Here is a 14,069-nt window from a genome sequence, read left to right on the forward strand (position 1 = left end):
ATGACCAATCGAGCCTACCGTGAGCAGTCTGTGGCAAAAAATCAGTAAGAACATCCTGGCCCCTTCACAACTGAATGGCAACCAGATTCTCGACATGCTGACCCCGGCTGGACGCACTTCCGAACTGCGCCGCCATGCAGCCTCTGTAATCATGGCTCGCGTCCAGTTGATTGCCGGCCTGTTTGCCATCCTGGTGCCACTCGGGTCCATCGTTGATCTTCTGGTCTTCGACCTGAAAACCGCGGCCAATCTGGTCGGCCTGCGCATCCTTGCGGCTCTGGTCTTCGGCGTCCTCGCCTGGCCCCGGGAAGTTTCACTGACCCGCCCCTACGCCCAGGCGCTGGCCGCGTTGCTGGTCCTGCTGCTGGTACCCTCGCTGTTCCATCTGTTCTCGGCGGACATGCTCGCCGCCGCCAGCCAGACCAGGACCCAGCAACTGGTCACCCAGTTGTACGCCTACCTGCCGACCATCGTCCTCGGCGGACTGGCCATTTTCCCGCTGACCGCTATTGAAGCCGCCTTGCTGGCTCTGCCGGTCATTACCCTGAGCCTTTACGGTGTCATCCTGTCCGGACAGATGACGGAACTGGCCCAATATGGCGGCATGCTGTGGTTCATGCTGATGATGCTGGGCGTCGCCATGTTCTCGGGCATGAGCCAGTGTCACTACATGGCAACGCTGGTGGTCAAGGCCATGCACGATCAACTGACCGGTGCCTACACACGGCGCTCGGGCGAAGATGCGCTGGCACTGCTGTTCCGCCTCAACAACATGTCCGGCAAGCCGCTGACCCTGGCCTTCATCGACCTCGACCGTTTCAAGAGCGTCAATGACAGCTACGGCCACGAAGCCGGCGATCGCTGCTTGCGCACGCTATCCGACAATATCCGTCACGCGCTGCGCCGCAGCGATCTGCTGATTCGCTGGGGCGGTGAGGAATTCGTCGCCGTTCTGCCGGATACCCCGCCGGAGTATGTCGGCTCGCTGTTGCAGCGCATGCGCGACATGGGCCTCGGCCTGCGTCCGGACGGCCAGCCGATGACTGCATCAATCGGCATTGCATCGAGCATGGAAGCCAATACCGCGAACTGGGAAAGCATGGTTCAGCGCGCCGACCAACGCATGTACGAAGCCAAGCAACGCGGCCGCGACGGCGTCGTCTGGCCGGATGGTCGCTGGCAAAAACTGACGCCGGTCAGTCAGACGGACGCGACCACATCCACAGCAGGATGACCACACCGATGCTTGATGGCAGGTAGCGCCAGTCACCGGGCAAGGAAAACCAGCCGACCACGGCGCTGATCGCCAGCATCAGCGTCGCCAGGCGTTTGGCGAGCAAGGGAATGGCGCCACGCTCGCGCCAAGCGATGATCGCCGGTCCGGTCCGCGGATGATTCAGCAGCCGCGCCTCCCATTCCGGATGCGAGCGGGCAAAGCAGTAAGCGGCAAGAATCAGGAAAGGTGTGGTCGGCAGCAGCGGCAGGACGACACCGATCCCGCCCAGAGCGAGTGAACACACCCCCAGCACCCGAAAAACCGGCTTTCTCACCGCAATTCCCAATAGCTGGGCCGGCTGTAGTTTTCCTTGAGCAGGTCAATGAACAAGCGCACCCGCAAAGGCAGATGCCGGCGCTGGGGAAACACCGCGTAGATGCCCATGGGTGGCGCCTGCCAGGCATCGAGCACAGAGGTCAGCCGGCCTTCCTTGAGATCGCCCCCCACTTCCCACAACGAGCGCCAGGCCAGCCCGCGCCCGGCCAGGGCCCATTCGTGCAGCACCGCCCCGTCGTTACACTCGAAACTGCCGCCCACCTTGAGCGTCCGGGTTTCGCCACTGTCCGGATGGCGGAACAGCCAGCCACGCTGCTGCCCGAGCGAGAGGCAATTGTGCCCGGCCAGGTCATCCGGCGTCCGCGGCACGCCGTGCGCGACCAGGTAGGCCGGACTGGCCACCACCATCCGGCGCATTTCGCCGAGACGCACGCTGACCAGGCTGGAATCGGTCATTTCGCCGATCCGGATGGCGCAGTCGATGTTCTCGTTGATCAGGTCGACCAGGCGGTCGCTGAGGTTGAGATTGACCCGGACCTCCGGATTGGCCTGCATGAAGTCGCCGACCAGCGGCGCCACATGCTGACGACCGAAACCCGCCGGCGCCGATATCTTGAGATAACCGCTGGCCTGCACCCCACCCAGGGAAACGGCGGCTTCGGCGTTGGCCAGGTCGTTGAGCAGCTTTTGACAGTCTTCGAGGAAGGCCTGCCCCTCGAAGGTCAAGGTCAGCCGGCGCGTGGTACGCAACAGCAGACGCACGCCCAGGCGCGCTTCGAGCGCGTCGATACGGCGCCCGATGATGGCCGGCGTCACGCCCTCCAGCCGGGCCGCCGCCGACAAACTGCCGCGGGTTGCGACACTGACGAAGGCTTCGATCTGCTTTAAGCGGCTCATTTGATACCCACAGTAAAAGATGAAGTGATTCTAGCGGTATTTCAAGTCTTATAGAAGACTCATACAATGCATCGCATTGCAGCATTTCAATCACTCACTACCGGAGGTCCTCTCATGGCCATCAACCTGCCCGCTGGCGTGCAAATCAACGCCCCGATCAAGCCCGAATGGGAATCCATCCTGACCACCGAGGCACTCGAGTTCGTCGCCAAGCTGCACCGCGCCTTCGAAGCCCGTCGCCAGGAACTGCTGAAGGCCCGCCTCGAGCGCCAGGCGCGTATCGACGCCGGCGAAATGCCGGACTTCTTGCCGGAAACTGCGCACATCCGTAACGGCGACTGGAAGGTCGCCCCGGTGCCGGCCGCCCTGCAGTGCCGTCGCGTCGAAATCACCGGCCCGGTCGAAGCCAAGATGATCATCAACGCCTTCAACTCGGGCGCTGACTCCTACATGACCGACTTCGAGGATTCCAACAGCCCGAACTGGGAAAACCAGATCCAGGGCCAGGTGAACCTGTACAAGGCAATCCGCCGCGAACTGTCGTTCAAGAACGAAAACGGCAAGGAATACAAGCTCAACGACAAGATCGCCACCTTGCAGATCCGTCCGCGCGGCTGGCACCTCGACGAAAAGCACGTCCTCGTTGATGGTCAACGCGTCTCCGGCGGCCTGTTCGATTTCGGCCTGGTCTTCTTCCACAACGCCAAGGAACAGATCGCCCGCGGCGCCGGCCCCTTCTACTACCTGCCGAAGATGGAAAGCCATCTCGAAGCCCGTCTGTGGAACGACGCCTTCGTCATGGCCCAGGACCACGTCGGCCTGCCGCAAGGCACGATCAAGGCCACCGTGCTGGTCGAAACCATCCTCGCCACCTTCGAGATGGAAGAAATCCTGTATGAGCTGCGCAACCACTCCGCCGGTCTGAACGCCGGTCGCTGGGACTACATCTTCTCGTGCATCAAGAAGTTCAAGAAGAACCAGGACTTCTGCCTGGCCCAGCGCAGCGCCATCACCATGGAAGTCCCGTTCATGCGCGGCTACGCCCTGGCCCTGGTGCAGGCCTGCCACAAACGCGGCGCCCCGGCGATGGGCGGCATGTCGGCCCTGATCCCGATCAAGAACGACCCGGTTGCCAACGAAAAGGCCCTGGCCGGCATCCGCCACGACAAGACCCGCGACGCCAACGACGGCTTTGACGGCGGCTGGGTGGCCCACCCGGGCCTGGTGCCGATCGCCATGGAAGAGTTCGTCAAGGTCCTCGGCGACCGCCCGAACCAGTTCGAGAAGCAGGTTGAAGGCAAGTTCGGGCCCGAACAGTGGCTCGACTTCCGCCCGACCACCCCGATCACCGAAGCCGGCCTGCGCAACAACATCAACGTCGGCATCCACTACCTCGGCTCCTGGCTGGCCGGCAACGGCTGCGTGCCCATCCACAACCTGATGGAAGACGCCGCCACCGCCGAAATCTCGCGCTCGCAGGTTTGGCAATGGGTGGTTTCGCCGAAGGGCGTCCTCGACGACGGCCGCAAGGTCACCGTTGAAATGGTCCGCCCGATGATCGCCGAGGAACTGGCCAAGGTGAAGGCCACCGTCACGGCGCAAGGCGAAGACACCGCGACCTACGACCAGGCCGCCGAGATCTTCGACCGCATGTCGCTGACCCCGGACTACCCGGAGTTCCTGACCCTGCCGCTGTACGAAGCGATGGCGTAACAGAGAGGGCGCAGCAAACGCTCCGATCCCGCAGAGGCCAAAGCGCCGGGTGCAAACCCGGCGCTTTTTTACTTACATTTCCAGGCGCAGCGTCAGCCAGTGCCTCGGCTCAAAACGCCAGGAGTAGGTGTGGGCCAGATGCCCGCCATCGACCGCTTGCCCGACATAGGCCACTTCTGCACGATTGCCCCCCAGGCGAAAGGCACGGGCAAGCCTGACGTCGGTACGGACATAACTGGGCAAGGTGTTCTTATCGCCAGGATAATTGCGATTCCAGCGCATCCTGCCGACATGATGGCTGCTGATACTCAGGTCCAGTCCGTACGGCAGTTTCTGCATCAGCATCAGGCTGCTTGACAGCCGCGGGGCGGAAACCCTGGTCTGATCGAGGATACGATCCTTGTCACTCTGAGAATAGCTGCTCTCCACATCCAACAGATGCGAACGCAACTTGACCCATGACTGGTTCAGGATCAGTCGCGTACCCTCGAGCGGCTGCCAGCGCGCCTGATATTCCAGGCCGTTGATACGCAGGCTCTCTGCATTGGCCGCATAGTCAGCGCCTGTTCCACAAGTCCCGCTTAAGCTCGGCACCACGATCACATATTCGCAAGTCGCCAAAGGAGCAAAATTTTTCCCCAATCTAGCAACGCGATTCGGAATGCGTTCGTCGAACAAGCGCACATCCAGGGAAGCACTCAAGCGCTTGAATTCACCGTAGTAGCCCAATTCCAAACTGGTCAACTGCTCTGGATCGACCGCTCCGGATGCCAGGAAGAGCCGGCGGGTCAATGTGGCATTGCCGTTCGTCCCGGAGTAGGACAACAAGCCCTGATGGTGATACATGGAGGGAATGCGATAGGCACGGGCAAGGCCGAAGCGCAGGGTGTGCTCGGGGGTCAAATGGTAACTGGTACTGAACCGGGACGAAAAATCGCTACCGGTCAGGCTGTCCTTGTCAAGGCTACCACCAAGATTGACCAGCCATTGCCGTGCCGGGCGCCACTCAAGGTGGGCAAAGAACCGTTGCACCTCTCTCCTGGCGACGGCTTGAAAATAAAGCGGCGCTCGCGTCTCGTCGCTGCGTGTCCCCAGGCCCCAAACGAGGCGAGTACTGGCTATTGGGGAAAAAGCATGCTGGATTTCCAATTCGTCACGAGTTGCCTCGCCGCCCATTTCCTGATCGAGCAGCAAGTCCACCGTAACAGGCGAAGTCACTCTCACCGTACTGTTGACATGATCATCAAGCCTTTCGCGGGTGCGCGAGTAGCGCAATCTCAGTTCGGAGCGTTCCGATAGCTGACGACGCCAATTGAACTGCACATATTGCGTGGCATGTGTCGCCGTGCGAGGTGGGCTATCCCCCTGATCACTACGCCCCTGACTGATGTCTCCGCCAACATGCCCCAAGGAAAAATCCAGTTCATCGCTATGGCCGAGCGGAAGCGTGGCCCGCAAATTGAATAGCTGATTGCGGATATCGTTAGCCACATGACCCGGTTCACCGGAATTCAGTGGAACAAATCTCACCCCATCGTCCCCCTGCATCTGATAGGTCATCCGCACATCGGCATTCCCCAGTTTTCCGCCCCAGCGCAGTAGACGATCACGGATACCGTCGTTTCCCTGGGAGATGGAAATGGACGTTCCCCGGGCCAGCGAAGGGTCGAGAGTGACGATATTGATCACGCCCATGAAGGCGTTGGTCCCATAGGCAGCCACGTTGGTACCGCGCATGACCTCGATACGCTCGATATCCTCGAGAGCAACCGGCATCAGATCCCAATTCACCCCCCCCATGAACAGGGCGGAATAAAGTGAACGGCCATCGACGAGGACTTGCGCGCGTGAGGCGAAACTATCATCGGGAATGCCGTGATAACTGGTGCGTGCAGGTTCGTTCGTTCGTGGCGAAAACTGAAAGCCGGGCACCAGACGCAGCAGCTCCGCGACGCTGCGAGCACCGGAGGCGCGGATGATCTCCCGATCCAGAACAGTGACTGCTCCCGGTGCCTCGGAAATCGGTTGCGGCATGCGACTGACGGTGAATACCACCGGCAGCTGGCTGAAGAACATCTCTTCGTGCTCCTCCTGCGCCAGCACAGCCGTGGATAACAGTGTAGCGAAACAGCAAATTGACAGACGTCGACTCAAAGGCATGCTGGACAAGCCGAAATGGGGAACATGAACGGAATTATAGCGACGAAGGGCAAGGGCACCCTCTGGGCATCCTACTAGTAAATCATCGACTATGTCTGCCACGACATATCCCCCCCAAAAGATTGACCTCAATCAAAGGAGATCGCAATTGCAGCACAACGGCGCCTGTCAGGGCTTGGCCCGCAATGTCAGCTCGGACATAATCGGTGCCTTCCTGCCACCTTGTTGCCGAAAGCTCTCCCGTGAATCTCAACACCAAGGTCACCCTGTTCTTCATCGCCATCGCCGTGACGCTGATGGCAGTACTGGTTGCCATCAGTCTCTACGCCTTCCGCAGCTTTTCCATTGCTTCAGCCACCGAACACATCCGGACCGCCGGCGAGGTCGTACGCGTCCATCTGACCGAGTCGATGATCAACGGCGTCATCGATCGCCGCGAGAGCTTCCTCAAGCGCATGCTCGAAGTTCAGGGACTGCGTTCGGCACGGGTCGTCCGCTCGCCCGAGCTTGAACGTCAGTTCGGCCTGGGCCTGAACATGGAAAGTCGCCCGGATGCCATCGAACGCCAGGTGATGGCCGGCGGGCGCGCCACCTTCGAAATCTTCCGGGAAGAAGGCGAAACAATGTTCCGCGGCACCATTCCCTACATTGCCACTTCGCATGGAACGCCGAACTGCCTGCAATGCCACGATGTCACCGAAGGAACGGTACTCGGCGCGGTGACCATGACCATGTCGATCGATGGCTTGCGCCACAAGGCGCTGTGGACGGTGGCCGGCATCACCGGGGCGGTGGCACTGTTTGCCCTGCTGCTGATACTGCTGCTGCGCCGCCTGCTGCGGCCGATTTCGGAAACCGCGACCGCCGTCGAGCATGCCGTCCAACGCGCCCTTGATGGCGACTTCAAGGCCCATGTCGAGCAACGGACCAACGACGAGATCGGGCAGATCGCCAACGACATGAACCGGCTGCTACGCTTCCTGGAAACCGGCCTGAACCGGATCGGAACGAGCGTCGCCAAGCTGACCGAACGCTCGGCGACTCCGGGTGAAAACCTGTTGACAGCAACCATCGACATGGTGGACGGGCTGTCCAAGGCCTCGCATTTCAAGCAGGCGATCGAGGAAGACGAAACCAAGTCGGAAATCTATCAGCGGCTGTCGACCACGCTGCAACAGGAGTTCGGCCGCCAGGAATTCTCGTTGTACGAAATCACCAGCAACAAGAAGCAGATGAAGAGCATCATCGTCGACGGCGAAGCCGCCGACGGTTGCCGCTGGTGCGATCCGGAGATACTGGTTCGCCCCGAGGCCTGCCGCGTCCGCCGTACCGGCCATATCGTCGACAGTATCGACAATCCCGGCATCTGCTATGCCTTCCAGCCGCCGTCCGAAGCCGGCGACCGGCGCCATGTCTGCTTCCCGATCATCCAGTCGGGCTCGGTCGGCAGCATCGTCCAGATCATCTGCAAGCCTGAAGAGGAAAGCAAGCTGCACGAATGCGCCCCGCTGCTCCAGGTCTACCTGCGCGAAACCGCGCCGGTGCTGGAAACCAAGCGCCTCATGGAAAGCCTGCGCGACTCGACCCTGCGCGACCCGATGACCGGACTGAACAACCGCCGCTTCCTCGAGGAGTACGTCGAGACGCTGGTCGCCGGCGTCCAGCGCAAACGCGGCCACGCGGCGGTAATGATGCTCGACCTCGACTATTTCAAGATGGTCAACGACACCCACGGCCACGATGCCGGCGACACCGTGATCAAGGCCATGGCCAACGTGCTCAAGCAGGCCGTACGCGCTTCCGACCTAGTCATCCGCTATGGTGGGGAGGAGTTCCTGATCATCCTGCTCGACAGCAGCGCGGAACAGGCATTCGCGATCGCCGAGAAGATCCGCCTGGAGGTCGAGGCACTGAAGATACAGATCGGTAGCATCGTGCTGAAGAAGACCATCTCCATCGGCATCGCAGACTTCCCCGGCGACAGTGCGACTTTCTGGCAGGCCGTGAAGTTTGCCGATATTGCCCTGTACCAGGCGAAGGAAACCGGCCGTAACCGGGTCATCCGCTTCACCCCCGAAATGTGGTCGAGCGACGAAGACTATTGATTACCTGAAGTAAAATATCATTCGCCTTTTTCGGGCATTAACAAAAGAAAAAGACAGAAATACACTGGGCGGCACGTCCCTGCCGGAGCCCACCATGCTCGCCGCCCTTTCTCTCTTGCTCGTCTGCCAGTTATGCGGCGAAATCCTCGTCCGCTGGCTGGCACTGCCCGTTCCCGGCCCGGTTGCCGGGATGTTGCTGCTGTTCCTGTTGCTGGCGCTGCGCCGCGGCCCTGACGAAGAACTGCGCTCGACCAGCCAGAACCTGCTCAAGCACCTGTCGCTGCTGTTCGTGCCAGCCGGCACCGGCATCGTCCTGCATCTCGGCCGGGTCGGCGAGCAGTGGCTGGCGCTGCTGCTGTCGTTGCTGGTCAGCACCGTCCTGACCCTGCTGGTCACCGCCTGGGTGATGCGCCTGAGCACCCGGAGCAAGCCATGATCCAGCCCATTGGAGAGATCTGGGTCTACCTGTCGGCCTCGCCGCTGCTCGGGCTGACCGTCACCCTGCTCGCCTACCAGCTGGCCCACGGTCTATACCTGCGCAGCGGCCAGCATCCGCTGGCCAATCCGGTATTGATCGCCGTCGCCATCCTGGCCAGCCTCTTGTGGCTGACCGGCACCAGTTACGAAACCTATTTCGCCGGCGCCCAATTCGTGCACTTCCTGCTCGGTCCGGCCACCGTTGCCCTGGCTGTGCCGCTGTACACGCAGTTCCGCCGCGTGCGCAGCATGCTGCTGCCGATTTCGGCCGGGCTGCTGGCCGGCAGCGCCACGGCGATCGTTTCCGCCGTGCTGATCGCCCGCCTGTTCGATGCTGATCTGGCAACCCAGGCTTCGCTCGCGCCCAAGTCGGTGACCACCCCGATTGCCATGGGCATCGCCGAGAAGATCGGCGGCCTGCCGTCGCTGACCGCCGTCCTGGTGATCTTCACCGGCGTGCTTGGCGCCATCGTCGCCGGCAAGGTGTTTGCCATCGCCCGCATCAACGATCCGGCAATTCGCGGCTTCTCGCTGGGCGTCGCCTCGCACGGCATCGGTACCGCCCGCGCCTTCCAGGTCGACGAGCAAACCGGCGCCTTCGCAGCGCTGGCCATGGGTCTGAACGGACTGCTGACGGCTCTGCTGCTGCCGGTCATCGCCGGCTGGCTTTTCCAGTAAGGGTAAGTACCAATGGCCGAACCGTCATCCGGGGCCAAGAATCCCGTCATGTTCCCCAAGCCGCCTGCCCCCTCGCCGCACCAGACCTGGTTATGGAACGCCCCTTACCTGGCGGTGGGCATCTTCGCCCTGGCCATGCTGATCATCACCGGCCTGTTGCAATGGCGTGAGCACGACACCGCCCGCTCGGCGCTCGAAGCCGACATGCACTGGGCCGAGCGGACGCTGGAAAACCGCCTGTTCAACCACCTCGAATTCCTGCGCGAACTGGGCCGTGAACAGGAGTTCATGCAGCTCAATTACGAGTCCTTCCAGGTCAAGGCCAGCCGCTACGTCCGGGAGAATCCGGAAATCCTCGCCGTCGCCTGGGTCGACACCGACGGCTACGTCGAATGGGTGGCACCCAATGAATCGACGGCGACCTTCGTCGGCGAACGCCTCAGCGGTATCCGGCTGACCGCACTGCAGGAGGCGCTGCGCATTCGCCGGGAAGTGGTTTCGCCCGACTACCCGGATATCGACCGCCGCCCGCTGCACGACCTGATCCTGCCGGTGCAGCGCGGCAGCGCCGACCTGGGTGCCTTCATTGCCCTGCAGTCGCTGGAAACCCTGCTCCGTGCCTCGATGCCCACCGCCTTCACCACGCGCTACAGCCTGAGCGTCATCGATGCCGAAGAGCGCGAGGTGTTCAGCAATACCTCGGTCAAACCGAGCGACCGCCAGATATCGGGCCGTATCAATCTGAACCTGCCGAACAATCGGCTGGGACTGGAGATCGTCGCCTACCGGGCCGGCGGCGTCTGGCTGACGCTGCTGCCCACCCTGCTGATCGTCCTGCTGACCGCGATCACTTCGGTGACCATGCTGCAACTGCGCCGCCATGCCAAACGTCGGGCCGAAACCGAAGAGCAGTTGCGCGCCGCCTATGCCTTCCCCCAGGCCATGTCGCAATCGCTGATCACCGGCCTGCGGGCGATCGACCTCGAGGGCCGGATCACCTTCGTCAATGCCGCCTTCTGCCGGATGACCGGCTTCGACGAGAGCGAACTGGTCGGCATCAAGCCGCCCTACCCCTACTGGCCGCCCGAGGAATTCGCTGCCCTGCAGAACACCATCGACTCGGCCCTGGGCGGCCGGGCGCCGGCCGGCGGCTACGAGATGCGCATCATGCGCAAGAGCGGCGAACGTTTCTATGTCCGCCTCTATTTCTCGCCGCTGATCGATACCCAGGGCAGGCAGATCGGCTGGATGGCGTCGATGAACGACATCACCGAACCGCGCCGCGCCCGCCTTGAACTCGAACGGGCGCATGAGCGTTTCGAAACGGTGATCGACGGACTCGACTCGGCGGTACACGTCGCCGATCTCGGCAGCGGCGAAATCCTGTTTGCCAACCGCTCCTTCCAGCACATCTTCGGTTTTGATGCAGTCGGACGCAACAGCGCCCAGATCACCGAAGCCTGTCGTCCCGAAGCCGACGAACTGGCGCGCGACCCGCAAACGCTGACCCACGACGACCTGCCCTGCGAACTGTTCGACGGCGAAATCCGCCATCGCCTGTCCGGCCATTGGTATCACCTGCACGAACGCGCCATCCGCTGGGTAGACGGACGTATCGTCAAGGTCCAGATTGCCGCCGACATCACCGACCGCAAGCGCATCGACGAGGTCAACCTGCAGCAGCAGAAGCGGCTGGACCAGACCTCACGACTGATCACCATGGGTGAAATGGCCTCGTCGCTGGCCCACGAACTGAACCAACCGCTGTCGGCGATCGCCAATTACTGTGCCGGCTGCGTCAAGCGCATGCAGGCCGGCAATTACCAGATCGACGATCTGCTGGCGGCGATGCAGAAGGCTTCCGACCAGGCCGAACGCGCCGGCAAGATCATCCGCCGCATGCGCGACATGGTCAAGAAGGGCGAGCCGCATCGCCAGCCGGTGGCCCTCTCCGAACTGATCGACGACACCCGGGCCTTTGCCGACATCGAGGCCCAGCGCAGCAGCACGCTGTTGCTGGTCGATATCCCGGACACCCTGCCCCGGGTGGTGGTCGACCGCATCATGATCGAACAGGTGCTACTCAACCTGATCAAGAACGGCATCGAGGCGATGAGCAGCCTGCCGCCCGAAGAGCGGCAGTTGCAGATCCGGGCGCGCAGCCGTGATGCACGAACGGTCGAAGTCATCGTCGCCGACCGCGGACACGGCCTCAGCGAAGCGGACATCGAAAAGATCTTTACCCCTTTTTACACCACCAAGCCGGACGGGATGGGAATCGGTCTGCCGATCTGCCGTTCCATCATAGAATTCCATCAGGGACGCCTGTGGGTGGAGCGTCGCCATGCGGGCGGCACAGCCTTCCATTTCACCGTTCCCCAGGAAGACAAGGACGAACATGATGCGTGACACCGAACAAGTGATCTACGTCGTCGATGACGACGAAGCCATGCGCGACTCGATGAACTGGCTGCTCGAAGGCGAAGGCTATGCCGTCGCCTGCTTCGAATCCGGGGAACACTTCCTGGCCGCCTACCGCGACGACATGCGCGGCTGCCTGGTGCTCGACGTGCGCATGCCGGAAATGAGCGGACTCGAACTGCACGAACACCTGGCCGACCGTGGCTCGGCACTGCCGGTGATCTTCGTCACCGGTCACGGCGACGTGCCGATGGCAGTCGCTGCCCTGCAACGCGGTGCCTGCGACTTCATCGAGAAGCCCTTCCACAACGAGGATCTGCTCGCCCGCATCCGGCGGGCGCTAACGCTGGAATGTGAAAACGCAACGCGGCGCAAGCGCAGCGACGCCATTGCCCAGCGCCTGGAAACCCTGACCCAGCGCGAACGCGAAGTCATGGACCTGGTGGTGGCCGGCAAGCTGAACAAGCAGATCGCCGACAGCCTGGACATCAGCATGAAGACCGTCGAGGCGCACCGCGCCCGGGTCATGGACAAGATGGGCGCGCGCACCCTGGCCGAACTGGTGCGCGCGGTGATGGAAACGACTAAAGCGGAATGATGTCGTCGCCGCCGTCTCCCAGACGGCTTTCGAAGCCCGTGCGCTGACGGATTTCCTTGCGCCGCAGGAGTTTTTCCTGAACCTTGGGTGGCAGGTCGGTGAACAGGATCAGGCGCTTGGAAATCAGCAGTTCGATCGTGTCCTCGATGACCCGAACGAAATCGCGGTCGAGTTCGCTCAGTTCGTTACTGCGCCAGCGCTCGTGGATGAATTGCAACACTTCCGGATTATCGGCCGGCAAGGCCTCCGCCGCACCGGCCACCGGTGTCGGATGCATTTCGATGATATTTCCCTGCGCGTCCCTTGCCACATACAACATGCTGTCACTCCAGATTCGATGATTTTCGGCGAGTCTGCATCAGGTGGGCGCACTTGGCAATCCGACCACCGGGCAAAGCGCGCTCAGTAATTGCGCAGCGGCGCCTTGGGCGGCATTTTCGGCGTACCGAAATAAGTCGCTGGCGGTGCCTTGAACTGCTTTTCCTGCGACGTATCGGCAACGCTTTTCCGGATCACGCGCACCGACTGTTGCTCGGGCGCATTGCGGCTTGCCGTGACTTCCAGCGTCGCCGCCCGTTGCGGCCCGGGACGATCGAAGCGCTCGCGTACCAAGCGAACCCTTTCGGCAGCAATACGCCGGTCGATGGCCTCGGTAGACATGTTGCGCTCGGCCAGTGTCTTGCGCATGTCCAGCAACGCCGCCAGTTCCTTGCTCATGGTCAACGATCCCTGCGGCGTGCCCCAGCTCTCACGCGGTTTGCTGACGGCGATATTGAACTCCTCCGGGCTGGCGATCATCCGTGCGAGGCCGAGATTGTTGTTGCGCATCGCCCATTCCAGGGCGCCATCACCCCAGTCGTTGCTGACATCGCGACGGGCGCCCTTCTCGATCAACTTGCGCACCAGCGGCTGATGCCCTTCGTACACTGCCATCATCAAGACACTGGAGCCGTTGGTTGTGCGCGCTTCGATATCGGCGCCCTGCTCCAGCAGGTAATCGACCATCGATTCGTGCCCGCCAAAAACGGCGTAATGCAGGGGAGACCAGTGCTTGTCCGGCGCGTTGATGCGCGCACCGCGCTCGATCAACCATTGTGCTGCCGCCTTTTGCCCCCGCCAGGCAGCCAGCGCCAGCGCCGACTCGCCACTCGCGTTGCGCAGATTGATGTCGGCACCGCGGGAAATGAACAGGCGCATCAATTCGATGTTGCCCTCCCAGGCACCGATCATCAGGCCAGAACCGATCCGGCTGCCCATGAAGTCAGGGGGGAGACCTGCATCCAGCCAGGCCGCCGCGGTTTTGACTTCGCCCAATTCCATCTGGTTGGCAAAAGTCACCGGGTCAGGCAATTTGACCTCACCGCTCGGCCACCACTGGGCGTGAACGGGGCAAACCAGCGCCATCCCGATTATCATTGCCGCAACGATTTTCCTGTGCATCCTGCTCATCGAAGATCCTGCCTCAATC

At 61.9% G+C, this 14,069-nt stretch carries 12 protein-coding genes; 7 read left to right on the plus strand and 5 right to left on the minus strand.

What is annotated here, in order from left to right; genetic code table 11:
- Positions 1-19: 19 nt before the first annotated feature.
- The gene (locus tag AADV58_RS14010; protein ID WP_341743463.1) at positions 20-1,234 is read left to right on the plus strand and encodes a GGDEF domain-containing protein; all 1,215 of its coding nucleotides are present in this window, start codon (positions 20-22) and stop codon (positions 1,232-1,234) included.
- On the opposite strand, the gene AADV58_RS14015 is transcribed toward AADV58_RS14010, so the two are convergent.
- Both AADV58_RS14015 and AADV58_RS14020 read right to left on the minus strand, forming a co-directional pair.
- Complete coding sequence (locus AADV58_RS14015; RefSeq protein ID WP_341743464.1) at positions 1,197-1,520, minus strand: YbaN family protein; 324 nt, start codon at positions 1,518-1,520, stop codon at positions 1,197-1,199. The two genes, AADV58_RS14010 and AADV58_RS14015, sit on opposite strands and share 38 nt — an antisense overlap.
- Before the next feature lie 26 nt (positions 1,521-1,546).
- Entirely contained in the window at positions 1,547-2,449 is a 903-nt protein-coding gene (locus AADV58_RS14020) for a LysR family transcriptional regulator (RefSeq protein ID WP_028994638.1), read from the minus strand.
- A 114-nt stretch (positions 2,450-2,563) separates the two neighbouring features.
- Between AADV58_RS14020 and aceB the strand changes: the two genes are divergently transcribed.
- Positions 2,564-4,162 carry a malate synthase A gene (gene aceB, locus AADV58_RS14025; RefSeq protein ID WP_341743465.1) on the plus strand — a complete coding sequence of 533 codons (1,599 nt, stop codon included), beginning with the start codon at positions 2,564-2,566 and terminating at the stop codon, positions 4,160-4,162.
- Between the two features lie 72 nt (positions 4,163-4,234).
- Here the strand turns inward: aceB and AADV58_RS14030 are convergent, their stop codons facing one another.
- Positions 4,235-6,238 carry a TonB-dependent receptor plug domain-containing protein gene (locus AADV58_RS14030; RefSeq protein WP_341743466.1) on the minus strand — a complete coding sequence of 668 codons (2,004 nt, stop codon included), beginning with the start codon at positions 6,236-6,238 and terminating at the stop codon, positions 4,235-4,237.
- 326 nt (positions 6,239-6,564) lie between these two features.
- Between AADV58_RS14030 and AADV58_RS14035 the strand changes: the two genes are divergently transcribed.
- From AADV58_RS14035 to AADV58_RS14055, 5 genes are all read left to right on the plus strand, one after another.
- Positions 6,565-8,427, plus strand: coding sequence for a diguanylate cyclase (locus AADV58_RS14035; RefSeq protein ID WP_341743467.1), 1,863 nt, complete (start codon positions 6,565-6,567; stop codon positions 8,425-8,427).
- A gap of 94 nt (positions 8,428-8,521) precedes the next feature.
- Positions 8,522-8,863 carry a CidA/LrgA family protein gene (locus AADV58_RS14040; RefSeq protein ID WP_341743468.1) on the plus strand — a complete coding sequence of 114 codons (342 nt, stop codon included), beginning with the start codon at positions 8,522-8,524 and terminating at the stop codon, positions 8,861-8,863.
- A complete protein-coding gene (locus tag AADV58_RS14045; protein ID WP_341743469.1) occupies positions 8,860-9,582 on the plus strand; it encodes an LrgB family protein in 723 nt (240 codons plus the stop codon). The genes AADV58_RS14040 and AADV58_RS14045 overlap by 4 nt, the downstream gene beginning before the upstream one ends.
- Positions 9,583-9,594: 12 nt before the next feature.
- A complete protein-coding gene (locus tag AADV58_RS14050) occupies positions 9,595-11,991 on the plus strand; it encodes a PAS domain S-box protein (RefSeq protein ID WP_341743470.1) in 2,397 nt (798 codons plus the stop codon).
- Positions 11,981-12,601, plus strand: coding sequence for a response regulator transcription factor (locus AADV58_RS14055; protein WP_341743471.1), 621 nt, complete (start codon positions 11,981-11,983; stop codon positions 12,599-12,601). Before AADV58_RS14050 ends, AADV58_RS14055 begins: the two co-directional genes overlap by 11 nt.
- Here the strand turns inward: AADV58_RS14055 and AADV58_RS14060 are convergent.
- A complete protein-coding gene (locus AADV58_RS14060; protein ID WP_341743472.1) occupies positions 12,588-12,878 on the minus strand; it encodes a hypothetical protein in 291 nt (96 codons plus the stop codon). The genes AADV58_RS14055 and AADV58_RS14060 overlap by 14 nt on opposite strands.
- A 125-nt stretch (positions 12,879-13,003) precedes the next feature.
- Complete coding sequence (locus tag AADV58_RS14065) at positions 13,004-14,017, minus strand: ankyrin repeat domain-containing protein (protein ID WP_341743473.1); 1,014 nt, start codon at positions 14,015-14,017, stop codon at positions 13,004-13,006.
- Positions 14,018-14,069: the final 52 nt, after the last annotated feature.

Source organism: Azonexus hydrophilus (assembly GCF_038368255.1).
Taxonomy (GTDB): domain Bacteria; phylum Pseudomonadota; class Gammaproteobacteria; order Burkholderiales; family Rhodocyclaceae; genus Azonexus; species Azonexus hydrophilus.

Excerpts from the sequence above, each read along its gene's own strand:
- AADV58_RS14020 (WP_028994638.1), bottom strand. The coding sequence starts at position 2,449 with ATGAGCCGCTTAAAGCAGATCGAAGCCTTCGTCAGTGTCGCAACCCGC.
- aceB (WP_341743465.1), top strand. The coding sequence starts at position 2,564 with ATGGCCATCAACCTGCCCGCTGGCGTGCAAATCAACGCCCCGATCAAG.
- AADV58_RS14030 (WP_341743466.1), bottom strand. The coding sequence starts at position 6,238 with ATGTTCTTCAGCCAGCTGCCGGTGGTATTCACCGTCAGTCGCATGCCG.
- AADV58_RS14040 (WP_341743468.1), top strand. The coding sequence starts at position 8,522 with ATGCTCGCCGCCCTTTCTCTCTTGCTCGTCTGCCAGTTATGCGGCGAA.
- AADV58_RS14045 (WP_341743469.1), top strand. The coding sequence starts at position 8,860 with ATGATCCAGCCCATTGGAGAGATCTGGGTCTACCTGTCGGCCTCGCCG.
- AADV58_RS14050 (WP_341743470.1), top strand. The coding sequence starts at position 9,595 with ATGGCCGAACCGTCATCCGGGGCCAAGAATCCCGTCATGTTCCCCAAG.
- AADV58_RS14055 (WP_341743471.1), top strand. The coding sequence starts at position 11,981 with ATGATGCGTGACACCGAACAAGTGATCTACGTCGTCGATGACGACGAA.
- AADV58_RS14060 (WP_341743472.1), bottom strand. The coding sequence starts at position 12,878 with ATGCATCCGACACCGGTGGCCGGTGCGGCGGAGGCCTTGCCGGCCGAT.
- AADV58_RS14065 (WP_341743473.1), bottom strand. The coding sequence starts at position 14,017 with ATGATAATCGGGATGGCGCTGGTTTGCCCCGTTCACGCCCAGTGGTGG.